Below are 24,822 nucleotides of genomic sequence, written 5' to 3' on the forward strand. Positions count from 1 at the left end.
AATCGCCTCAAATTAATAATCTCATAAACCCGCCCCGCCCCGGTCAATTACCAATTACCAATTCCCCATGCCCAATTCCCAATTCCCCATCCCCTGTATTTTCTCATTTTTTTCGGGTTCTGGCTTGCTCGATCTGGGTTTTGAGTCGATCGGCTTTAATGTAGCCTATGTCAATGAAATTTTCCCACCTTTCATGCAAGCATATCGTTATTCTCGGCAGTGCCTGAATTTGCCGCTACCAGAATACGGATATTGCGAAGGAGAGGAAGCAGATGTAACTCGACTTGTAGGGGGAGAACCAGCTTTTCGCCTGCGGGAATTGATGCAGGATGCCCGCAAGCATCACGATATTGTGGGATTTATCGCGGGGCCGCCTTGTCCTGACTTTTCTATTGGTGGTAAAAACCGAGGTCAAGAAGGAGATAAAGGTCAACTTTCTGCTTCGTACATTGAATTAATTTGTCAGCAGCAGCCAGATTTCTTTTTAGTTGAAAATGTAAAAGGTTTGTGGAGAACCAAAAAACATAAATCTTTTTACGACAAACTAAAACATCAGTTGGCTGATTCGGGATACGTTTTTGCCGAACGTTTAATTAATGCGATAGAATACGGTGTACCACAAGATAGAGACAGAATTATTTTGATTGGCTTTAGAAACAATCTAATCAAAAATTTAGGTTTTTCCCTAGACCCAAAAACCCAAATGTTACCGGAAAAATTATTTCCCTGGCTAAGTCATATATTATATCCCAAATCAGAAGTTTTTTCTCATCCTTGGCCTGAGAGAAATGCCTTTGCAGCCGATAACTTCTTGCCTTGTCCTGATGACCTGCCCCAAAATTTAACGGTTGAGTTTTGGTTTCAAAAAAATGATGTTGTAAACCATCCCAATGCCCAACATTATTTTCAACCCAAAGCTGGCATTAAGCGATTTGCTTCCGTTGATGAAGGAGATGATTCAAAAAAATCTTACAAGCGCTTGCATCGGTGGCGTTATTCGCCGACAGCTTGTTACGGCAATAACGAAGTTCACTTGCACCCTTACAAACTTCGCCGGCTTTCTGTTGCAGAAACACTGGCTATTCAGTCACTGCCTAAAGATTTTGTACTGCCGGCCAAGATGACGTTGACTAATATGTTTAAAACTGTTGGCAATGGGGTTCCTTATTTGGCTGCACAAGGTATTGCCAAAACAATTTTACAGTTTTTATCTCACTAAAAAAACAGAATAGCCAGATACCGACTTCGCATAATTTGTCTGGGGTATAAAGCTATTTGTAGGGTAAGGTACGCATTGCACACCCTACAATTACTAAAAATTCCAATTACCAGACGTATCTCGTTTAACATAGAAGTGTTATAATAAATTGTTAAGGTTGAAAACCTATATTTTTTATTGCCTGCAATTCGCCATGACCGTTAAACCCCGCCGCTACCACATCACTACTTTCGGATGCCAGATGAATAAAGCCGACTCGGAACGGATGGCCGGCATTCTCGAAAATATGGGCTTTGAGTTCTCGGAAGACCCGAACGAAGCTAGCTTGATTCTCTACAATACTTGCACGATTCGCGATAATGCCGAACAAAGAGTTTATTCTAACCTCGGAAGGCAAGCTCATCGCAAGCGCCAAGAACCGGGTTTAACTTTAATTGTAGCTGGATGCGTGGCGCAGCAGGAAGGTGAAGCGCTGCTGCGGAGAGTGCCGGAATTAGACTTAGTAATGGGGCCACAACACGCTAACCGACTTGAAGATTTGCTGGAACAAGTTTTTGAGGGCAATCAAGTTGTCGCGACTGAAGCTGTTGAGATTATGGAGGATATTACTAAGCCGCGCCGCGACAGCAAGGTGACTGCTTGGGTGAATGTAATTTATGGGTGCAATGAACGCTGCACTTATTGTGTTGTCCCGAATGTTCGCGGGGTTGAACAGTCGCGAATGCCGGAGGCTATTCGCGCTGAAATGGAGGATTTGGGCCGTCAAGGTTACAAGGAGGTGACTTTGTTGGGGCAAAATATTGATGCTTATGGACGGGATTTGCCGGGGACCAAACCGGGCGGCAGCAACCAGCATACTTTGACGGATTTGCTTTATTTTTTGCAGGATGTGCCTGGTGTCGATCGCCTCAGATTTGCTACTAGCCACCCGCGCTATTTTACGGAGAGATTGATTAAGGCTTGTGCGGAATTACCGCAGGTTTGCGAACATTTCCACATTCCTTTTCAGTCGGGAGATAATGATATTTTGAAGGCGATGTCGCGGGGTTATACTCAAGAAAAATACCGCCGGATTATTGATACAATTCGCCGTTATATGCCGGATGCTTCGATTACTGCGGATGCGATTGTCGGTTTTCCTGGGGAGACGGAAGCGCAGTTTGAGAAGACTTTGAAGTTGATCGAAGATGTTGGTTTCGATTTGGTGAATACTGCGGCTTATTCGCCTCGTCCGGGGACGCCGGCGGCTTTGTGGGAAAATCAGTTGAGTGAGGAGGTGAAAGCCGATCGCCTGCAACGAATCAATCATGTAGTCACAACAACGGCGATGGAACGATCGCAGCGCTATTTCGGACGCACTGAAGAGGTTTTGGTGGAAGTTCAAAATCTCAAAGATTCAACTCAGGTGATGGGGCGCACTCGCGGCAATCGTCTCACATTTTTTAAGGGCGATATTGCGGAATTGGCGGGTCAAATTGTGCGGGTTAAAATTACAGATATTCGCGCTTTTAGTTTGACAGGGGAAATGCTTTAAATAGCACCGGAATGAGATAGGGGACGGCTTACTGGTGAACTCTTCTAAGAAAGAAGATGTAATTTTTTTTACCGCAGAGAGCGCAGAGAACACAGAGGAAGAGTGGGAGGGAGGAGATAAGTAGTTTTAAGGCTGTTCGTTTCTGCGTTGGCTGCGCTAACTGCGTGTATATTTGTCAAAAAGTGCTAGGAGTATTGAAAAATGACAAAGATGCGGATCGGGCTATTGTTCGGGGGGCGATCGGGCGAACACGAAGTCTCAATTAGTTCGGCGCGGGCGATCGCCCGTGCCCTCGCTGCTGAGGAAAATGCCTCTAAATACGAAGTTCTGCCCTTTTACATCCAAAAAAACGGCCGCTGGCTGTCGGGAACATTACCTCAAGAAATCTTAGCCACCGGAAAACCTCTGGAAATAGAGGAACAAACAGGACAAAACGACTCTTCCGCTGCACAGTTTCCTAATTTTAATGCTGTAGATGTTTGGTTCCCTGTTTTGCACGGGCCAAACGGCGAAGACGGTACGGTGCAAGGATTGCTGAAATTATTGCAAGTTCCTTTTGTCGGTTCCGGGGTTTTAGGTTCGGCGCTGGGAATGGATAAAATTGCCATGAAAATGGCTTTTGCTCAGGCTGGTTTGCCGCAGGTAAAATACATCGCTGTCAACCGTTCCGAAATCTGGTCTAATCCTTGCGTTTTCCCCAAACTTTGTGATAAAATTGAAGCGGATTTGGGCTATCCTTGCTTTGTAAAACCCGCTAATTTGGGTTCGTCTGTGGGGATTTCTAAAGCTCGATCGCGCGCTGAGTTAGAAGCAGCACTCGATAGCGCCGCCAGCTACGATAGGCGGATAATTGTCGAAGCGGGTGTGGTTGCTAGAGAATTAGAATGTGCAGTTTTGGGTAACGATAATCCCCAAGCTTCAACGGTGGGAGAAATTACTTTTCAAAGCGATTTCTACGACTACGAAACTAAATATACCCAGGGACAAGCCGACTGCTCAATCCCGGCAAAAGTCAGCGGTGCGATCGTCTCGCAAATCCAAGAAATGGCAGTGCAAGCATTTTTGGCTATAGACGCAGCAGGTTTAGCGCGAGTAGACTTTTTCTACATTGAATCAACCGGAGAAGTTTTGATTAACGAAATCAACACTTTTCCCGGCTTTACAGCTACCAGTATGTATCCGCAAATGTGGGCAGCGGACGGCATTTCTTTCCCTGAATTAGTAGATCGTTTAATTCAACTAGCTCTCGAACGGCACGGGGAAAAAGGTTGAATCGCGCGCTGCAAACTGCTGCCTTGCCAACAGCAAAAAATATTTTTTTCGCAGGTGATATATCCATACCAGCGGAAACGATATAACATGGTTGTGGCAGGCACTGCCTGCCAGCAACCCAATTTCCGCTGCGGGTCGAGCAACTGGGAATTTTCAGCGGTCGGGTATAAATAAATGCAACATAAAATGGTTAACGGAGAAGGGCGAATAGCAGTGTCAATCTCACATCTTGCATCTCAAATTTTAACTCGGTTAACTTAGATGAGACGTTTCACTCAACTGCCGCAGTGGTGGACTTACGGACTGGTATTTCCCCTAGCGGTACTCAACTGCTGGTTAGTCCTCCTAGTCTTTGAATATTTTCGCGCCCTGATTACAGTTTTGGTAGTGGCTACAGTGCTGTCTTTTTTGCTAGATTATCCAGTGCGCTTTCTGCACAGATACGGCTTGAAGCGCGATCGAGCAGTTTTATCGGTATTGTTTTTGACTTTACTGCTATTGGTGGTTTTAGGTCTGACTCTGGCTCCCATTCTGCTGACCCAAATTACTGAACTCGCCACCCGACTGCCGACTTGGATAGTTTCTGGCACAGAACAGATTGAAGCATTCCACAATTGGGCGGAAAATCGCAATCTCCGCATTGATGTTAGCGGTTTGACTACCCAATTGAGCGATCGACTTTCATCTCAATTGCAGTCTCTCACTGGCGAAATTCTCAAATTTGGCTTGGGTGCAGCAGACAGTCTGTTGAATTTCCTCCTGACAATAGTCGTGACATTCTACTTACTCTTGCATGGCGATCGCGTGTGGGAAGGATTGTTTAAATGGTTTCCCTCCAAGCTGAACCTTCAATTGCGAGAGTTGCTGGCGCGCAGCTTCCACAACTACTTCGTCGGGCAAGCAACTTTGGCGGGTTTGATGGGACTCTCTATCACTGTTGCTTTTTTAATTTTGCGAGTTCCCTTCGGACTGCTGTTTGGTTTGGGTGTGGGTGTAATGACCATAATTCCCTTCGGGGCACCTTTCAGTATTTGCATTGTCAGTTTGCTGATTACATTAAACAACTTTTGGCTCGGCGTCACAGTTTTAGCTGTCGCTACAGTAATTGAGCAAATAATTGAAAGCGGCGTTGCTCCTCGGTTATTAGGCGGTTTTATCGGTCTCAATCCTGTGTGGATTTTAGTGGCGCTGCTGGTGGGGGTTAAGGTGGCAGGAGTAGCAGGTTTGTTAGTGGCTGTGCCTCTGGCTGGTTTTATTAAGAATACTGTTGATATTTTGGAGAGTTCGAGGAACAAGTCGAGGGAAATCGATTCGGTTAGTTCCATTGAACCTATGGAGCAATAAAATTCCTCCATAGGTTCAAATTTGAGATTTGAAGAGAGTTTTTGCAGGCTATTTTGACTTAGGTTTAGTTGGTACTTTAGCTTGAGGCTTTAGAGGTTTTTTACTTCCTGCTTTAGGGTGAGGCTTTCCGGTGCTTTAGCTGCTATCCTTCCTCGATGCAGGCGGGGTCAAAAATCTCGTTTCTACGGGAGCCTCTCATATTTGTAAAAACACTTCTTCTGGCTCTTTCCTTCTTCCTCTTTCCTCCTGGCTGCTGGCTCCCAACTCCAATTTCTACCTTGGCTGCAAAAGTCAGATGCTCCCCTTTCTACGTTAACGTCGATCGCTCACAACGAATATTTTGCGTAGAAACCTGGGTTTTTTGAGTCCAGGATTGTTGTTGACTTCGGATATCAATCCTGTGAAATTTTCGCGGGAAATGCGGAATATGCGAGCTGGCTACCGTAGTTTATATTATCGCACTCAGACAGCAATTCACCAGTGCCGACCTAGCTCGATCGCACTCCAAAGCTCGAATCCACAGACTATTTGCCTGCGACTGTCCGGTTTCTACCCCAGCTTGTAGGGTAAACCCCACCAGTCAACCAGATAGTATAAATGCTTGAATTAAAATTAAAGAGCCTTTACTTCTAACTTAATTACAGTAGGTGCTAAAAATGCAAAACCCTAATTATAACTCTCCCTCTAACTCTCACCAAATTAATACTATGTCAACCCAAAAAATGCCTGCTTCTGCTCAGCGTTCTAGCCGTTTTTATTTGCCTAAAAAACTTGCTTTTTTATCCCTCATTTTGCTCGGCTCCACCGCAACTGTTGGGTGCAACGCCCTAACTTCTCAAGTTCCTGGAAGTTCTAACGCCATTCAAGCTGAACCTTCAAGTACAGCGCAAATCTCAGCATTGCCTGCAAATATACTGCCCTCTCAAGACTCTAATTTTGTCACTAAAGTAGTGCAGGAAGTCGGCCCGGCGGTGGTGCGGATCAACTCTTCTCGCACGGTGACGAACCAAGTTCCTGATGAGATACCTGAGCAATTCCGCCGCTTCTTCGGTTCCGAATCTCCGATTGCACCGGGAAATCGAGTAGAACGGGGTTCTGGTTCGGGTTTTATTTTTGGTTCTGACGGTCGCATTTTGACTAACGCTCACGTCGTTGACCGCGCGGATACGGTGACGGTAAAACTGAAGGATGGCCGCGAATTTGTCGGCAAAGTTTTAGGCGTAGATACAGTTACTGATGTGGCTGTTGTTAAAATTGAAGCTAACAATTTGCCTGTGGTGAGTTTGGGCAAATCTGAAGAATTAGAGCCGGGAGAATGGGCGATCGCGATCGGTAATCCCCTCGGTTTGGACAATACTGTGACTGTGGGCATTATTAGCGCTACAGGCCGTTCTAGCGCCGATGTCGGTGTTCCTGACAAGCGCGTCAGCTTTATTCAAACCGATGCTGCGATCAATCCCGGCAATTCCGGTGGCCCGCTGCTGAACCAGCGCGGTCAAGTTATCGGCATGAATACGGCGATTATTCAAGGTGCTCAAGGATTGGGTTTTGCTATTCCGATCGATCGAGCACAACAAATTGCCGACCAATTAGTAACAACCGGAAAAGCCGAACATCCTTATCTCGGCGTTCGGATGTTGAGCATTACTCCCGCAATCAAGAGAGAATTTAATAACAATCCCAACACCAAATTGAGGCTGACTGAAGATAAAGGCGTGTTAGTTTTGGGAGTTGCGAGAAATTCTCCGGCGGCACAAGCTGGAGTTCGCCTTGCCGATGTGATCAAGAAAATCAACGGTACAGAAGTCAGTGATGCTGGCAGCGTACAGCAAATTGTCGAGAAAACTACAGTGGGCAGCGATCTGCAGCTTGAATTGAGCCGCGGCGGACAACCTGTTACTGTGGCGGTTAAAGCGGGTGCTTTTCCAGCGGATCAGCAGCAGTAGAATAGTTGATTCAAACTTATATCTTGCACCATTGTCAATAATTCTTTTATGAACAGGCTTTTCGGCCTGTTCCACAAGAAAATTTATCTTTTGTGGAACGGGCCCCAGAGCCCGTTAAGCGAGAATGGTGCAAGAGGTGAGTTAAAACTCATTATGTTGCACCATTGTCAATAATCCTTTTATGAACACGCTTTCCGGCCTGTTCCACAAAAAAAATTGGCGTTGCTGAATTCAGGTATGATATTTTTTTTTGAGCCACTAAATGTTTCTAATTCATCTAGTTCTCCGACATCGGGAATTGTGTCTGCTTCGTAAGCCTGTGGTAGAAGTTCTTTCACCTGTTTGACCCAATTAATTATTGTCGTATGATGAACACCTTTGATTCTCTCTCTCGCTCGAAAACCCATACCATTGACATACATTTTTAGACATTCATGCTTAACTCCTTGAGAGTAACCCTTATGGGGTTGGTAGCATTCTATGAATTTCCTAGCACTCACTTCGGCGAGCGATCTGAGGGAGATTCATATTCTGAAAGATGGCAGTCTGATTTTCACAGGCTACCGGGGTCAACTGAATCTGGCTGAGTCGGAGTGATGAACCCGATCGCATTAAGCATCAAGCATCCAAGCAATACACTGTTGCATTTGATTCCTCATTGTTTGTCGATCGGCATTATACCTGCGGCCGTGTCCCGGCAACACCCATTCAAATGAGTAATTAGCCAAATTCTGCATAGATTTGATTTGTTCCGGCCAAGAATACCAACAGACATCGCGAAAGCCAACTAGCTGCTGCAAACTTTCCGACCAAGCAAGATGATCGCCGCTGAACAAAAACTTGTTATTGTAAAGCAAAACAGTGTGACCTTTCGTGTGACCTGGAACAGAAATAATCAACAAATCCTCTGCGATTTGAGGCGATTTCCTACCAGAAAATTGAATTTCTACACTGCGAGTCCCCGCGTTAACTTCGTCCGCATGGAGAATGCGATCGCACCCAAAATGATCGTGGTATTGTTGATGATCTGCTACGTCGTCGCGGTGAGTCAAGTACAGATAGCGAATGCCACCCATTGCTTCGATATTTTTAACTAGCGGCGGCACAAAACGGGGAGAATCCACTAAAATGTTTCCTTCGGGGCGGACAATTAAATAGCTGGCGGCGGCGTAGGATTTCTTTGAGTGGTAGCCACAGTGATAGACATTTTCTGCTACGAGTGCGGGCAACATTCGCTGGGCTTCTTTGATGCTTTTGGGTTTTTCTACAGTCCCGATCGAACTTGTGGGACAAGACAAAAGAGCCGCGAGCGATCGCCTTTCTTCCATCTCGTTAGTTGGTTGGTGGTAAACTGCAGACTGTTCTCCCTCTTGAGTAAATACTTCAGGTGCCATCCACCGACAAGTATCACAGTCAATGCAGGTACTGTCTACATAAAAGTTACCGTTAACATTTTCAGCACGCCTCCGATTAATGTTAGCCATTTTTCTACCTCTTAATAACCCATATAAATTATGGTAACTTACTATAACTAGAACTGCGGACATCCCGACGGGGGTTGAAACCGTCTCACAGCACAAGTCGGTTAAAACTCACATCTTGCACCATTCTCGCTTAACGGGTTCTGGTACCCGTTCCACAAAAGATAAATTTTCGGCGTTGCTGAATAGAGGTATGACATATAAATAGAGGGGATTGAATACTGCTTAAAATGAATAATTACTTGAATAGGGAATCGGCACATCCTCGAATTTCAGATAATGAATGAATAACTTGATAGAATATCTGAGCAACTTGTGGTCTAAGTTAGAATAACACAGAGTTTTTCGGTGCAGTCGAGCTAGATCATGTCTTAATCTTGTGTTTTCACCTTCAACTCGGGTCATGTAAATTTTACAAATAATTTGGTTTCCTGCGGAAATCGATATTGGATAAACTTTCGGGCCATCGGTGACATAAAAATAGCATTGCCATTGACTAACTAACTCGCATAAAGGCTCAAATGTTTTGGCACTATGGTTTCCTAGGTACACAACGTGTTAAATTTAAGTTTAAAAAGATAAATTTTCCCCCCTACCTACTTAGGTGGACTTTGTTTGTGTAGTAGGGGTTTCTAACCGCCGAAAATTAATGTCGAAGATTAACTACTTATGGTTGAATGAAAATGCCGATCGCATTATGAACTCTCGCAGCAGTTGACGGAGGTCGATCGAGCAAACTACCTCCCAAATACAAACTCGTCGAACTTCCCCCATCCAAATTTAAAGCCTCCACAGCACCCATTTGCTGCAATATCTGCGCCAGTTCTGCGAAATTTGGCCCCGCCCCGCCCGCACGATTATGCACCGCTACAATCAGCAAATTCCCCGCAGCATTTCGCCCGATCGCACTTCTAATTGCTGTCTGTCGAACATAGGCATCACTAAACCCTTCCGCCTTCGCATCCAGCACAACTCGACTGTTTTGAACTAACACCGGCCCGCCGCCGAGAATGTAAGGGAAACGGTTAAAATCATCAGGAAAAGTGTTAGTTTCTAAACGCAATAAAGTGCCGATCGAAAGTTGAGGTACAGGAGAAAAATCCGAACGTAAAACCAAAATATAACCGTTAGCTGGAATGGGAAAAGTTGTTGTTCCTGGCGCACCTCCGGGGGATTGGCTGACAACTCGTGAAGCGAAGCTATCCCGTAGGGAATCGCCCGCAACTGTCACAACTATTTCATTGCCAGACAACGGAGTATAAGTTGTTCCCCAATCAGGAGTGTAGCGACCTATTCCCGGTTGTACGTAGGCACTATTGAGATGAGAAACGGGCAAAGGTTGATTGGTCGGAGTGATCAAAGTTTCTTGCAAAGTTAAACGATCGATCGCAAATTCTCCGCCATCGTTCCAGGCGATCGCCCCCCGGTTCAATATCGGCCCGGAAAGCCATTTATTGTCCCGCCGAATTGCCCCTAAAGCTAAGCGATTAATTCGATTGAAAAAACCTGCATTAATCGCAGCAACCGCACCCGAAACTTCTGCTGTTTGCAATAAAGGTGCAGTGCCTTGCTCGGCAGGCGGATTGCTGAGAATTGGTCGAATCTTTACACCGGGTTGACGCGGATTAACTTCTAAACAAACTACTGGAAAACGAGCAGTTCCTAAATTTTGATACTGCTGCCGCCACTGCACACCGGGCGCCCAAACAATGTTTTTTTCTACTAACGAATCTGGCCGAATGTCGATAACTAATCGATAGGGATTTCCCAGGCTGAAAACTTGTGGCCGCCAACCTAAAGGAATCTTCACTTTGACTTTGGTTTGAGCGCCGTCAGGTTCGACTTTTAGTGATAGCAATTGTTTGCTGGTTTGAAAAGTGCCCTGAAGTAAAGCGGGAGCGACTTTGGCATCGATCGCGATCGACCATTCTTGACCGGCGATCGGCTGTAATGGCGTTATTTGCAGCGGGAGAGTGGGTTTGGTCGGGTCGTCTGGTGTTTCAAGGTTTGGCGCTGCGGGGGTTCTCGGTGAGATAGCGGGCTTTGTGGGGTCGTCGGGGGGGTTGGGTGTGGGTGTCGGCGACGGGCTTGGTTTATCGACAAAGTGGACTTGCCAGGGAGTTGGTCGATCGAGATCTACTACAATGCGATCGCCCGATTCTATTTCTGCTTGCCGAATTCCGGTAACACTTGCAGTTTGAGAAGTAATTTTTAAAATATTCCCATCAGCAGATATCTCCCAGCCCGCAAGTCTAGCAAAATCGGTAACATCTAAGTAACGATACGAGCCTGTTGCCCGCGCTGCTAAGCTTTGAGCGCCGATTAAAGATACGGAAAACCACTGCACTGGTTGTTTGGCACTGTCGGCGCTGCTGAGCAAATCCACTCCCGCACTTTGCATCAATCCAACATCAGCAATCCAAGTTCGGAAATTCGCAGAAGTGCTGTTTGTCGGCTGCTGAGTCCAAGCTAGGGGCAGAATGCGGCCGTTTAGAGAAACTTGGCGGCCTTGTCTAATTATCGAAGATGCCGGTACAGATTGAGCCAAAAGCCTAGAGTCCGACAGGGGTTTCAACCCCTGTCTCATAGTTAAAGTTTTCTCAAGAGAACTATCGCTCAATATTTCAGTCGGTTTCAACCGACTTTCGCTATCAGCCAGGGAATTCATTCCCTGGCGGGAGATCGAAGCATGAATCAGCCCAGCCCTCTCCCCCTGTTGTGCTCTTCCGGGTGGATTCCAGAGCAAAGACGGGGCGATCGCCAGTACGGGTAAAATCGAAACTGACAATATTGAACGCCAACAGGACAAATTACATTTCACAGCTTACAACTCACAATTTCATTCCTAAACGCATGGGTATCTAGAAACTCGGAATATCCGTATGTTTCTTCTTACTAAACGGCGCTAATGGCGCTAAAGCCGTACTACGAAATGCTCACCTCGGAATAGAAATCACAAACTCCGAACCCTGCCCAACAGAAGAATTCACGAGTAACGTACCTCCATGTTTTTCCACAACAATTTGGTGGGCGATCGACAATCCTAATCCGGTTCCTTGACCCACAGCCTTGGTTGTGAATAAGTGGTTAAAGATGTTTTCCTTGACTTGGGCCGACATCCCCACTCCATTATCCTTAATGCGAATCAAAACCTGATTTTTGGATTCGCTTAGAACAGTCTGAACCGTGATTTGATTAGGTAGGGCTTTAATTTCACTAAAACTCCGCCCCTTATTTGACTCTTCCAGAGCGTCAATGGCATTAGCCAGCACATTCATAAATACCTGGTTCAACTGTCCGGGAAAGCATTTCACTAGGGGCAAGTTACCATACTCTTTCACAACTTCAATCGCAGGGCGGAACTCGCTGGCTTTTAAACGGTGCTTGAGAATCAGCAGAGTGCTGTCGAGTCCATCATGAATATTGAAAGAAACTGGTCGATCGCTATCTGCCCTCGAAAACGTTCTCAGACTCGTACTGATATTGCGAATGCGCTCGACCCCCTCTTTCATCGAGCCAATCAATTTGGGCAAATCTTCTCGCAAATACTCCAAGTCCATATCCTTAATTTCTGTTTCAATTTCCCCTCCCGGATTAGGAAACTTTTCTTGATACAAATCAATCAAATTGAATAAATCCCCCACGTATTCTTGAGCTGGTTGCAAGTTGCCGGCGATAAAGCCTACGGGATTGTTAATTTCGTGGGCTACCCCTGCGACTAAATTTCCCAGAGCAGACATCTTCTCACCCTGCACCAATTGCAACTGCATCTGTTTAAGATCCTGGATAGAGTGCTCTAGTTTTTGACTGTAATCCTGAGATTGTTGATAAAGCTGTTGAGATTGCTGATACAAGCGCGCGTTTTCCAGCGAGATGGCAGCTTGGGAGCAGAGGATGTTGAGGAGGGCGACGCGATCGCCAGTGAATGCCCCTGTCGTCAGATTATTTTCCAAATACAGAATTGCCATCATTTTGCCTTGATGGATAATCGGAGTACAGAGGATGCTCTTAGGTTGGTGCTGCTTGATATAGGGGTCAGCAGTAAATATTAATTCAGTCTTGACATCATCGAAAACTAGGGTTTTATGGGTGCGTTTAACGTAATTAATCACAGTCTGGGGAATTGATTGGCTCTCCTCGATCCCAATAGTTTCTTGCAGAAGACAGCCTTGGCGATCGCTACAGTGGACAGCAATTTTCCAGTCGTCCTCTTCTTTCAAAATCAATACTCCTGTTTGAGCGCCTGCATTTTGAATCGCCACTTCCATCAGGGTAGTGAGCAATTGTTCAAGCTTTATTTCGCTAGACAGAGCTTGATAAGCTTTGATAACCGTGGGTAAATCTAGGACTGCGATGCTGGTACTCCCAGTAATTGTTTTGTGATTAGTAGAAATGAATGAAGTCTGATTGGAGGTAGTACCTTCCCCGAAGGAACGAGCTTTTTCCTGTTGTAAGATAGGGGCCAGAAGTTGGGGATAGCGTTGTTCTAGATCGTCGATTTTTGCTTTCGCTCCCCAACGAGCATAAGCATAGTAAGCATCTATTAGATATACCTGGCCCACTTTTTCTTTCCCCCATGCCAAGTAAAATTTAGCAGCCAATTCATTCGCCAGAGCTTCTTCGTTGAGATAATCGTTTTCTTTAGCAAGAAAAATGGCGCGATCGTAAGTCTCCATCGCCGACACATTTTCACCCAGCGCTCGGAACAGTTCGGCTTCCACTAGGGAAAATTTGTGCGAGAAATTCATGGGGGCGTGATGCGCCCATTTATGAAGGGTTTCTTGGTTGCTTTTCACTTTTTCCAGATGTTCTTGTTTCTCTTCGCAGGAACCCTCCTCCCTACAAACTCCCAGCCGTGCTAGAGAGTCATAAAAGTAGAACATCGGCACGTTGAGCATACCCGTCACCGCGTCTAAATACTGTTCGGCTTGCCGAGCATTTTCTAAAGCTTGCTCGGTTTCTCCAAACAGGTAACACACAAGCATTTTATGAAAGTAAAAATAGTGGAGTCCGTTGCGATCGTTTGCTTGGATGTGAAAGGGGAGCATTGTTTCTTCATTGTAGGCATCTCCCACAAATTGACATGGATTTTCCGATCGCCCGAGCAGATTTAATAAAGCCTGATGAACGATTTGAGTATAATTTAACGCTGCTTCTTGTTTGAATTGAACCAGCGCATGGCAGTAGGTCGCTACTTCCTCTTCTAGCCCCGCGATTTCTCGACCGATTAAATATGAATATTGAGAGATTTCTTTGGCTGAATATCCCAATTCAAGTTCTCCCGTTTCCAGTCCTATCGCGTAACCCTCTTTTAAAAGAGGGATAGTTTCTTTGACATGATGTTTACCATGTATGATGTGAACGCCGACTGTATAAAAGACTTTGGTTTTGAGGTAATTGGCATTAAATAGCTCCACAATATTTAACGCCAATTGCCCAAATTCACACCCTGTTTCAATGTCTTGAACTACACCGCTTAATACCAATCCATACAAGCCGTAAGCAAATGCTGATAAGGGAGCATTCCCATAACTAACCGATAAATTAACCATTTCCACAATAACCAACGGCAGGAGAAGTGGAGCCGTGATGTAGGCTGGAGAAACTAAAGCTGAGAGAATCCGCAAGGCTGCTTGCTTTTGGAGATTTTCCATTTCTGGCAAATCAATAAACTCCGCGATTTTTTTACCCGCAAAAAGTGACGCGGTTTGTTCTAGTCCCTGCTGAATATCTGCCGGAGTTGGATTTTCTGGGAAGCAGATTCCCAAGAGTTTGAGAACTGCTAACCCCATTTCAACGGCTTGTTTGGGTTTGACTTGCGCCGTACAGGCAGATAGCTCGATTTCATACACTTTCACCTTATCGAGCAGCGTTCTGGCATTGTGCAGGACTAAATCGGCTAATTCCTCCATGTCCTGAAAATCATAGCTCAGGTATGCAGTTTCTGCCCCTAATACGTGGAGATCGAGGGCTGTTTCATAGTGAGTTTGCCAGCTATGGGGAGCTAGGATTTGCCTGCCAAAACTTAAATATTTGCGTGCAGCAGCATAAGCAGTAGCAGTCTTCGCCTTGCGTCCCGCGATCAAATTCAACTCAGCCAGTTCGTAACGCTGGGTGGGTTCGGCAATTAAATCAACACCATAATTCAACTGGTTGACTATATTAAAAATTTGCTCTTCCCTTTCTGTTCTCGGAGTATTAATCAACAAAAGTTGACCAATATTGAGGTGAGTGGATTGTTTCTGGGATTCGGGAATCAAAACGTAAGCTGCTTGCTGTACGCGATCGTGCAGAAATTTGTAATAACACGAGTCGGGATTCTGGAACCACGAGTCAGAAGTATTGCTTTCTCCTTCTGAATTCTGATTTATGAATTCAAACTCCTCTGAAGTGAAAAATTTATAAACTTCAGTTAGTGGGAGAATCAACCCTGCTTGCAAAGCAGGCCACAAGTTGGCTGCCGTCTCTGACGAAGATTTTTCACAAACTACCGCCAGCGTTGCTAAATCGAATTCGTTGCCAATGCAGGCAGCTAACTTTAAAACTTCTTGCGTCTGGGATGGCAACTTTTGCAATTGAAGCGCCATGAACTCGACAACATCATCTGTTAGGGCTAAGGTTCGTACTGTGGCAATATCGCACTGCCAATACCGCGCCTCAAAATTAAAGGTAATTAACCCATCTTCATGCAAAGATTTGAGAAATTGCGTGCTAAAAAATGGATTGCCTTGAGTTTTTTGATCGACCAGTTCTGTTAAGGGCCGAGCCAACGCTCTAGAACAAACTAAAGTATCGGCAATCAAACAATTTAAATTGAAGCAATCGAGCGGCGCGAGGGTAATGGTGTTTACCGTAGCTCCCGTTTGTTGAATGTCGGATAATGTCAGCACCAAAGGGTGTACGGGACTGACTTCGTTATCTCGATACGCTCCAATTAATAAGAGATAGCGCCGATCGCGATCGCTCGTCAGAAGTTGAATCAAGTTCAATGAGGCTGAGTCCGCCCATTGCAAGTCATCTAAGAAGATGACGAGGGGATGTTCTTTGGTTGTGAAGAGTTGAATGAACTTCTCTAATAACCGATTGAAGCGATTTTGGGCAGCACTGCCGACGAGTTCTGGTGCCGGTGGTTGCTCGCCGATAATCCGCTCTAGTTCGGGAATTACCTCAACGATTACCTGAGCATTCTCGCCCAATGCTGCCAGGATTTGAGTCTTCCACTGCTCAACTTTAGCATCTGTTTCGCTCAGCAATTGCTTCATTAAATCGCGAAAAGCTTGTACAAAAGCTGAGAAGGGTTGGCTGCGCCCAAATTGGTCGAATTTGCCTTTGATGAAGTAGCCTCTAGCTGCGACAATCGGTTTGTGAACTTCGTTGACTACGGCGGTTTTGCCAATGCCTGAGAAGCCAGCCACCAGCATCATTTCGGCGCTTCCTGCACTCACGCGATCGAAGGCTGCCAGTAGGGAGAATACTTCGTTCTCTCTACCATATAATTTTTCGGGAATGATGAAGCGATCGCACAAATCTCGCTGCCCTAGTTTAAAAGAGGCGATTTCTCCAGTTTTTTGCCACTGGTACAAACAAGTTTCCAAATCGTACTTGAGTCCGATCGCACTTTGATACCTATCTTCAGCATTCTTCGCCATCAGTTTGCTAACAATTTCCGACAGCACCAATGGAACGCTATTGTTGAGGTGATGAACTGGGATAGGCTGCTTGGCAAGGTGACAGTGTACTAACTCTATCGGATCGTCGCTTTGGAAAGGCAACTGTCTGGTGAGCAGTTCGTAGAATGTGACTCCCAGAGAGTAGAAATCCGTTCGGTAGTCAATGCCTCGGTTCATTCGCCCAGTTTGTTCTGGAGATATGTAAGGTAAAGTGCCTTCGAGGACGTTGGGATTTTGAATTTCTTGGGTTTGGCGCGGCAACAGGGAAGCGATGCTAAAGTCAATCAGCTTAACTTGTTTGCTGGCGGGGTTAATTAGAATGTTGGCAGGTTTGAGGTCTTTATGGATGACGTGGTGGCGATAAAGTCCGTCGAGCGAGTTAGCAATTTGAATGGCAATGGGAAGAAACTCGTTAATAGGCAAGCCTTTGAGGGGTTCGTTGCTCGCGAACACTAAACTAGCGAGGTAGCTACTTAAGGAAATTCCCCCAAAGTCTTCCATCACCAGAGCATAGTGGTTATTGTAAGTCTCCAGGCTGTATGCCTTGACAGTGCCGGGGATCTCTAAGTTTTTAGCAATGACGTACTGGTTGCGGAAATGAACCAGTTCGTTGAAGCGAGGAAAGTCATTTCGCAGCAGTTTAATCACGACTGGCTGCTGATCGTCCGAGCGAAGGCCACGATAAACTAGAGTTCGATTACCTGCGTATATTTGTTCGTTAATATGATATCCGAGAAAAATATTTGTTATACTAGCCATACTTACGTATTCCTACTGCTTCTGTCTAGCTGAAGCTTTTTAGAGTTACTATCCACTATTTTCGCTCTATCGGCCGTGCTATTGATTAACTATCTTTAGTTTAATCTACTTTGTAGCTTAAATTATGAAAAAGCTATTTTTCCAACAAAATTTAATATTTTATGTAAGAGATGTTGATACTATAGTTGAGACTAAGTAGAAAATGAAGGATGCTAACGCTGATTGAACGACAACGGTTCATTAAATAGGAATTTAAAAAGCTAATTAATAGGCGTGGCATCATTAAGGGTGGATTTTTGACACTCTGGACCCTAAAGAAACTGAGATTTTTGATTAAAAGAGGCGACTTGTTGATACAGGATTTCTCCAGCCTCAGTAGAGGTCATCTGTCCGCAAGCATTAGGGTGTCACCCCAAGTTCCCCTATGCCCTACGGTACGCATTTTATTCGGGAGGATATTTCTAGCTGCATGATGAGGGCGATCGCAAACACACTGTTCTCAAGCTTCATTAACAGCAATAAACTTTTGTTTGTGACCGTAATTTTTGAATTTTATTAAGCATTGAGCCGATTAATTACGCTTAGTTTATCATACCATATAATTATAAATTATGTGCAATTAATCTCAATATTTTACAACTATTCACTCTTGAGTGAATTCCCCCGTGTCCCTTGCAAGCCGGCTAAAGTCTCGCTCGTTTTCCGTTTACCGACCTTCTTTTATAAAAAATAGAAATGAAATGTCCCAAATGCAATCCACTTAAATCCGTAAAAACGGCAACCATTGAGCTAAATAAAATTACCCATGTCAAGTTTGTGGGCGTCAGTCGATTTGAGATTTGAGATTTGAGAGTTACGGGAGAGATGGATCTGGAAGCTTTAACAAGAGTCTAAAATTTTTGCCTCTCCACGACTTTTGTCAGAAAGTCAAGCATCCGTTTTTGGGCGTGGTCAAAAAGGCGGCGCTGGCTCTACCAGATGCTCCTAATTTCTCAGAAATCGTTGAAATAACCTTCATTGATGAGTTACAAACGTTTGTGGGTAAAAAAATACAAATTAGAGTTATGCACAACAGTCAACCTTTTCCGGCTAGGCATCTTAGGCTGGGTTCTGGACGATCGCGGACAAGACTTGCGCGCAAACTCTGACTGTAATCGGTGAAATTTTATCAATTTTTTGATACACTTGATTTTCGCGGCTTGAGAGTTGACTGCACAATAAGACAGGTTTCACCAGTTGTGAACCGCGCTGCTACATTGCACCTACCGACTGAGCGGGCAGGTGGCTTTTGTGTCTGCGGGCGCTGACGAAAGCAACTCAACAGCGCAGCAAGCAAAATAACGCTAAAGTCAATATCTACCTGTGTTCGCTGCAAGGCTACCCTTGCGGACTAAGGAAAAACACACACAAAAAACTCGTGAAGCGCAGCTATCCCGTAGGGAATCGCCTGCAATGTATCTAGTTGCAGGGCGGCGATTGCCCAAAGAATCACTGCTTTTTAACAGCAGGGTATTCTAGGAGACATCTCCGAGAGGATGCGAGCGAGATAATTTAAAATCGGCAAACAGGGTTTCAGTGCTAAGTACAGGCCGCATAGACGTAAATTTTTAATCAAATCAGCTTCCAATGTGCTGTCTTAAAGTTTACTAGGCTCCCACCGCTCGGCAGCCTTCTCTCTCCGAGCTATAAAAACGCATCAACCACACAATCACGGAAATAACATTCAATCAACATGGGTAACACGATCGATCCAAACAGAAACGTGCATCAGACTCAGCGAGGAACTCCATTCGCCGGCCAAAGCTGGTTAGTGGAAGAAAGAGATGCCTGCGGTGTGGGCTTTATTGCCAACCAAAGCGGCGAAGCTACCCACTCGATTATTGAGAAAGCCCTCCCTGCTTTAACTTGTCTGGAACACCGCGGCGGTTGCAGCGCCGACCAAGATTCCGGCGACGGTGCGGGTTTGATGACCGCGATTCCTTGGGAATTGCTGGATACTTGGTTTGCCGAACAGGGAATTGTGCCTCCCGCACGGGAAAACTGCGGCGTGGGAATGCTGTTTCTGTCTCAAGATAAATTTCAAGCGACTATAGCGCGGCAGGTGGTTGAGCAAGTTCTGACCGATCGCGGGCTGAAACTTTTGGGATGGCGCAAAGTTCCCATTGTACCATCGGTTTTGGGCCCGCAAGCGCTAGAAAATCAACCTCAAATCGAACAAGTAATAGTCAGTTCACCGCAATTAGCCGGAGACGAACTCGACAGACATCTATTTTTGGCGCGCCGCACGATCGGACACGCGCTGTCAAATCGCCCCAACTTCACCCGCCGAGACTTTTATACTTGCTCTTTTTCCTGCCGCACGATCGTCTATAAAGGCATGGTGCGATCGGCTGTATTGGCAGAATTTTACCCTGACCTGAAAAATCCCGCTTATAAAAGCTCCTTTGCCGTCTATCACCGGCGCTTCAGCACCAACACGATGCCCCGCTGGCACTTAGCCCAGCCGATGCGCTTGCTGGGACACAACGGGGAAATTAACACGCTGTTGGGCAATATTACCTGGATGAACGCGCGGCAAGCGAATTTAGCTCACCCCAATTGGACTCAAGCTGATATCGACACATTCAACCCAATTGTCAATTCCGAAAGCAGTGATTCGGCAAACTTGGACAACGTGATGGAGTTGTTGGTGCATTCCGGCCGCACCCCCCTAGAATCCCTGACAATTCTAGTACCAGAAGCTTACAAAAATCAGCCGGATTTGGCTGACTATCCCGAAATTGTCGATTTTTACGAATATTACAGCGGCGTTCAAGAACCTTGGGACGGCCCCGCACTGCTGGTGTTTAGCGACGGCAAACAAGTAGGTGCTACGCTCGATCGCAACGGTTTGCGGCCGGCCCGCTACTGCATTACTAAAGACGGTTTGGTAATTGTGGCTTCCGAAGCAGGAGTTGTCGATATTCCCGAAGCAGATATTGTCGAAAAAGGCCGTTTGGGGCCCGGACAAATGATTGCAGTTGACCTGCAAACTCAAGAAATTCTCAAAAATTGGCAACTCAAGCAGCGCATTGCTAAGCGGCACCCCTACGGCGAATGGCTGAAACAAAACCGCGAAATCTTGCAGCCGCAGCCTTTTGCCGAAACAGCAACCCTCGACTCGCAGACGCTGTTGGCAACCCAAACTGCTTTTGGCTACACAGCAGAAGATTTGGACATGGTGATCGTCGAGATGGCGAGTTCTGGGAAAGAACCCACTTTCTGCATGGGCGACGACGCTCCCTTGGCTGTGTTGTCAGAAAAGTCTCAGTTGCTGTACAACTATTTCAAACAGCGGTTCGCTCAAGTGACAAATCCGCCGATCGACCCCCTGCGCGAGGGGATGGTGATGTCGCTGACGATGAATGTGGGCCTGCGGGGCAATTTACTGCAAACAGTACCAGAAAATGCCAAGCGGCTGAAAATTGATTCGCCCGTACTCAACGACGCTGAACTGTCTTTCTTGAAAGAGCAAAAGTCTTTCACCGCAACCGAATTGTCAACGCTTTACAAAATTGCTGCCGGGCCTGGAGGTTTGAAAACCGCAGTCGAGCAACTTTGTCAAGAGGCGGCTCAAGCGGTGCGCGAGGGTTCGAGAATTCTGATTTTGACCGATCGAATCTCGAAGGCCGAAGGCGAATCTTCTGTTGGATTGAGTGCAGAATGCACTTATATTCCGCCCTTCCTGGCAGTTGGCGCGGTTCACCACCACTTAATTAGCGTCGGCCTGCGGATGCAAACTTCGCTGGTTGTGGATACCGCCCAGTGCTGGAGCACTCACCACTTCGCTTGTTTGATTGGTTACGGTGCGGTGGCTGTTTGCCCTTACTTGGCATTGGAAAGCGTGCGCGCCTGGTGGTCTGACACCAAGACTCAAAACTTGATGCAGCACGGCAAAGTTCCCAATATTACGGTGACACAAGCTCAAGCTAAATACCGCACAGCGGTGGAAAATGGGCTGCTGAAGATTCTCTCGAAAATGGGGATTTCGCTGCTGTCTAGCTATCAGGGGGCGCAAATCTTTGAGGCGATCGGCATTGGCGGTGATTTGCTCGATTTGGGTTTCAAAGGCACTGTTTCCCGCATCGGCGGTTTGAGTGTGGCGGAACTGGCTAACGAGGTAATGTCTTTCCACAGTCAGGCTTTCCCAGAATTGCACCTCAAAAAGCTGGAAAACTTCGGCTTCGTGCAGTACCGCCGGGGCGGTGAATATCACATGAACAGCCCGGAAATGGCGAAGGCTTTGCACAAGGCTGTGACTACTTTTAAGGCTCAGACTAACGGTAACGGCAATGGGGCCGAACCAAAAATGACACCAATTGGTGACAAAAATGGTGAAAGTGCCTACGACCATTACGAGGTTTACAAGCAACAGCTCGAAAACCGGCCGGTAACAGCTTTGCGGGATTTGCTCGATTTCCAGAGCGATCGCCCTCCCATTGCGATCGAAGATGTAGAATCTGTAGCAGATATTGCCAAGCGGTTCGCCACCGGCGGTATGTCCCTCGGCGCTTTGTCCCCAGAAGCCCACGAAACGCTAGCGATTGCGATGAACCGCATCGGCGGCAAATCTAACTCCGGCGAAGGCGGCGAAGACCCGGTGCGCTACAAAGTGCTAAACGATGTGAGTGCGGCGGGTTTATCACACACGCTACCTCACTTAAAAGGTTTGCAGAACGGCGATACAGCTTCTTCATCCATCAAACAAGTAGCTTCGGGACGCTTCGGGGTGACTCCTGAGTACCTGATGAATGCCAAACAAATCGAAATTAAAATCGCACAAGGTGCGAAACCAGGTGAAGGCGGTCAATTGCCAGGGGCGAAAGTGAGCGAGTACATTGCTTATTTGCGCCGATCGAAACCGGGTGTTACGCTGATTTCGCCTCCTCCTCACCACGATATTTATTCGATCGAGGATTTGGCGCAGTTGATTTTTGACTTGCACCAAATCAATCCAAAAGCGGGAGTTTCGGTGAAGTTGGTGTCGGAAGTCGGCATCGGGACTGTAGCCGCCGGTGTCGCCAAGGCAAATGCTGATGTGATTCAAATTTCCGGTCACGACGGCGGCACGGGTGCTTCGCCACTGAGTTCGATTAAGCACGCAGGTTCTCCGTGGGAACTCGGATTGACAGAAGTTCACCGCGTGCTGATGGAAAATAAATTGCGCGATCGAGTTTTGCTGCGCGTTGACGGTGGTTTTAAGAGTGGCTGGGACGTGATTGTAGGCGCTTTGATGGGCGGCGAAGAGTACGGTTTCGGCACGGTGGCAATGATTGCAGAAGGCTGCATTATGGCTCGCGTTTGCCACATGAATAGTTGTCCGGTGGGCGTGACAACTCAACAAGAACACTTGCGGAAACGGTTCCCTGGAACGCCGGAGCACGTTGTTAATTTCTTCTATTTCGTAGCACAAGAAGTGCGGAGTTTGCTGGCGAAATTGGGTTATAAGTCGATCGCCGATATCATCGGCCGCGCGGATTTGCTGAAAATGCGCGATGGGGTGAAACTAACTAAAACCCAAGCGATTAATTTGGATTGTTTGACCAAGTTACCGGATACTAAGAGCGATCGATCTTTCTTGATACACGGCGACGTACACACCAACGGGCCAGTGTTAGATGATGATTTGCTGGCGGATGCTGAGATTCAAAGTGCGATCGCCAATCACGGCACTGTTAGCAAGAGTGTAAAATTGGTGAATACCGATCGCACTGTGGGAGCGCGTTTGGCAGGTGCGATCGCACAGCAACACGGCAACACCGGCTTTAGCGGTCAAATCACCCTCAATTGCACAGGTAGCGCGGGCCAAAGCTTCGGCGCATTCAATTTGCCGGGGATGACGCTGGTACTGTCAGGCCAAGCCAATGACTACGTTGGTAAAGGAATGCACGGTGGCGAAATCGCGATCGCACCGCCGACTGGTGCGACTTATGATGCTTCCGAAAATGCGATCGTCGGTAACACTTGTTTGTACGGTGCGACGGGCGGAACTCTGTTGGCTGCGGGTAAAGCGGGCGAACGGTTTGCGGTGCGTAACTCGATGGCGAAAGCTGTGATTGAAGGTGCGGGCGATCACTGCTGCGAGTACATGACTGGCGGCGTGATTGTCGTGTTAGGAAAAGTCGGCCGCAACGTCGGGGCTGGAATGACTGGCGGCTTGGCTTATTTCCTCGATGAAGATGGGAGTTTTCCGGCTCATGTCAACGGGGAGATTGTGAAGATGCAGCGCGTTTGTACGGCGGCTGGGGAGGCGCAATTGAAGGAGTTGATTGAGGCTCAGTGCGATCGAACTGGCAGCAAGAAAGCTGAGAAGATTTTAGCAAATTGGTCGGAATATTTGCCTAAGTTCTGGCAAGTTGTGCCGCCGAGTGAAGCGAATTCGCCGGAGGCTTCGGAACAAAAGATTGCTGTGGAAGTGTAATTTTGTAGCTGGTTAAATAGATGAGGGGCGACGGGAGTTGCCCCTTTTTTAATCTACTCAAGTTACACTAGGGTGTAATCTTTAACTGCCTCGCTCTGAAGGAATTCTTGATAAGCCGATTCATCTCCAAAAGAGTCGATCGAAACCTGAGCTTTTGGCATTGGTATCAGCGGAGTTTCGACGGGGACATATTTGCAGTATCCAACTACAATCGCCTCAAACTCGTTATTAGGTATTGCCGTTGGGTACTCTTCCACCCTCACCACTTCCCAGTCTCCAGTGCGGTAGTGGGTGCTAGAACCGGAACCGTCAGCGCTGTGAAACTCCAGCAATCTGTACCCGGGTGCGGGGATAGGTGCGTTGGATGAGTCAAAATACTCTGCAAGGATATCAGTGTATGCCCCTGTGTGGGCTAACAACCTATTATCTGCCCCTTCATCTTCAGTCCATTCGGCACGAAAAATCATGTATTTTCTACCCATTAGTTAATCCTCCTCGCTTTCTTCCAGGTAATCGGGGAATTCGGTTTTGCCATTGAAAACGCAATTCCACTTGAGAACATGATTGTTTTGGTTGCGCTCAATCCGTAACAACTTCCAACCATATTTTTTTTCCATTGCTGTACATCGCCAGCGATCGGTAACGGAATGGTTAGAGGTGACTTGTTCTGGCTGTTGGTTTTCACTCACAATGCTTCTAACTCTCGATCGCTAACCCGAACTAGCAAATCACCAACTTCGCAATTTAGAACCTCACACAGCCGATCTAAAGTGTCCAAGGGAATAGATTTTGCCTTGTTTCTCTCGATTTTTTGAATGTTAGCCAGCGACATCTCCAGTATTCTAGCTAACTCGTTTTGGGAAATCGATCTTGATGTCCTGACATCTTTAAGCCTGATTTTCACAACCATTAATTAATAACTACTCAATTAAATACTTTAGCTTACTCACAGTAGTCTAACCATTAGTATGTATTATGTAAAGAGTACCAATGAATATGTAATTATCATGAGGCTAATCAGTGATAGTGTTACTAAGGGTTGGCATACTAGCTGTAGTGCCAAGCCGGAAACGTGACTGCCTGGCAGTGCCTGCTACTAAAGATTACCGGAAATCCTTGCTATCAAAGACTTTGAAT

14 protein-coding genes and 2 pseudogenes are annotated in these 24,822 nt (G+C 46.4%); 7 read left to right on the top strand and 9 right to left on the bottom strand.

Features of this window, described 5'->3' with window-relative positions:
• Positions 1 to 67 precede the first annotated feature (67 nt).
• From QUA74_RS18290 to QUA74_RS18305, 4 genes are all read left to right on the top strand, one after another.
• A complete protein-coding gene (locus QUA74_RS18290; RefSeq protein ID WP_333331889.1) occupies positions 68 to 1,219 on the top strand; it encodes a DNA cytosine methyltransferase in 1,152 nt (383 codons plus the stop codon).
• 193 nt (positions 1,220 to 1,412) lie between these two features.
• Complete coding sequence (gene miaB / locus QUA74_RS18295) at positions 1,413 to 2,753, top strand: tRNA (N6-isopentenyl adenosine(37)-C2)-methylthiotransferase MiaB (RefSeq protein ID WP_333331894.1); 1,341 nt, start codon at positions 1,413 to 1,415, stop codon at positions 2,751 to 2,753.
• 201 nt (positions 2,754 to 2,954) lie between these two features.
• Positions 2,955 to 4,025: a D-alanine--D-alanine ligase family protein gene (locus QUA74_RS18300; protein WP_333331897.1), complete on the top strand. Its 1,071-nt coding sequence runs from the start codon at positions 2,955 to 2,957 to the stop codon at positions 4,023 to 4,025.
• Between the two features lie 261 nt (positions 4,026 to 4,286).
• A complete protein-coding gene (locus tag QUA74_RS18305; protein ID WP_333331900.1) occupies positions 4,287 to 5,369 on the top strand; it encodes an AI-2E family transporter in 1,083 nt (360 codons plus the stop codon).
• Positions 5,370 to 5,817: 448 nt separating this feature from the next.
• Here QUA74_RS18305 and QUA74_RS18310 read toward each other — a convergent pair whose 3' ends face one another.
• Positions 5,818 to 5,946 carry a hypothetical protein gene (locus QUA74_RS18310; RefSeq protein WP_333331903.1) on the bottom strand — a complete coding sequence of 43 codons (129 nt, stop codon included), beginning with the start codon at positions 5,944 to 5,946 and terminating at the stop codon, positions 5,818 to 5,820.
• 130 nt (positions 5,947 to 6,076) lie between these two features.
• Here QUA74_RS18310 and QUA74_RS18315 point away from each other — a divergent pair, with 130 nt between their 5' ends.
• Positions 6,077 to 7,315: an HhoA/HhoB/HtrA family serine endopeptidase gene (locus tag QUA74_RS18315; protein WP_445302154.1), complete on the top strand. Its 1,239-nt coding sequence runs from the start codon at positions 6,077 to 6,079 to the stop codon at positions 7,313 to 7,315.
• Positions 7,316 to 7,551: 236 nt separating this feature from the next.
• Here the strand turns inward: QUA74_RS18315 and QUA74_RS18320 are convergent.
• From QUA74_RS18320 to QUA74_RS18340, 5 genes and pseudogenes are all read right to left on the bottom strand, one after another.
• Positions 7,552 to 7,806, bottom strand: a pseudogene (locus tag QUA74_RS18320) (IS1 family transposase); the annotation flags it as partial.
• A gap of 120 nt (positions 7,807 to 7,926) precedes the next feature.
• Positions 7,927 to 8,799 (bottom strand): MBL fold metallo-hydrolase, encoded by an 873-nt coding sequence (locus QUA74_RS18325; protein WP_333331909.1) that lies wholly within the window; start codon positions 8,797 to 8,799, stop codon positions 7,927 to 7,929.
• A 222-nt stretch (positions 8,800 to 9,021) separates the two neighbouring features.
• Positions 9,022 to 9,342: pseudogene (locus QUA74_RS18330) on the bottom strand (IS1 family transposase); the annotation flags it as partial.
• Between the two features lie 121 nt (positions 9,343 to 9,463).
• Positions 9,464 to 11,584 carry a phosphodiester glycosidase family protein gene (locus tag QUA74_RS18335; RefSeq protein WP_333331912.1) on the bottom strand — a complete coding sequence of 707 codons (2,121 nt, stop codon included), beginning with the start codon at positions 11,582 to 11,584 and terminating at the stop codon, positions 9,464 to 9,466.
• Positions 11,585 to 11,732: 148 nt separating this feature from the next.
• Complete coding sequence (locus QUA74_RS18340; RefSeq protein WP_333331915.1) at positions 11,733 to 17,225, bottom strand: AAA family ATPase; 5,493 nt, start codon at positions 17,223 to 17,225, stop codon at positions 11,733 to 11,735.
• A gap of 899 nt (positions 17,226 to 18,124) precedes the next feature.
• Here QUA74_RS18340 and QUA74_RS18345 point away from each other — a divergent pair.
• Together QUA74_RS18345 and QUA74_RS18350 are read left to right on the top strand one after the other, a co-directional pair.
• Positions 18,125 to 18,373, top strand: a complete 249-nt coding sequence (locus QUA74_RS18345) for a hypothetical protein (RefSeq protein ID WP_333331918.1) — start codon at positions 18,125 to 18,127, stop codon at positions 18,371 to 18,373.
• 584 nt (positions 18,374 to 18,957) lie between these two features.
• A complete protein-coding gene (locus QUA74_RS18350; protein WP_333331921.1) occupies positions 18,958 to 23,685 on the top strand; it encodes a glutamate synthase-related protein in 4,728 nt (1,575 codons plus the stop codon).
• A 62-nt stretch (positions 23,686 to 23,747) separates the two neighbouring features.
• Here the strand turns inward: QUA74_RS18350 and QUA74_RS18355 are convergent, their stop codons facing one another.
• Genes QUA74_RS18355 through QUA74_RS18365 form a run of 3 tightly spaced genes read right to left on the bottom strand, consistent with a single transcriptional unit; the run spans position 23,748 to position 24,589 of the window.
• Entirely contained in the window at positions 23,748 to 24,167 is a 420-nt protein-coding gene (locus QUA74_RS18355; protein WP_333108071.1) for a hypothetical protein, read from the bottom strand.
• A 3-nt stretch (positions 24,168 to 24,170) separates the two neighbouring features.
• On the bottom strand, positions 24,171 to 24,374 hold the full coding sequence (locus QUA74_RS18360) for a hypothetical protein (protein WP_333331924.1): 204 nt from the start codon (positions 24,372 to 24,374) through the stop codon (positions 24,171 to 24,173).
• A complete protein-coding gene (locus QUA74_RS18365; RefSeq protein ID WP_333331927.1) occupies positions 24,371 to 24,589 on the bottom strand; it encodes a helix-turn-helix domain-containing protein in 219 nt (72 codons plus the stop codon). Before QUA74_RS18365 ends, QUA74_RS18360 begins: the two co-directional genes overlap by 4 nt.
• Positions 24,590 to 24,822 lie beyond the last annotated feature (233 nt).

Source organism: Microcoleus sp. LAD1_D3 (genome assembly GCF_036702135.1).
In the GTDB taxonomy this organism is placed as follows: Bacteria; Cyanobacteriota; Cyanobacteriia; order Cyanobacteriales; family Microcoleaceae; genus Microcoleus.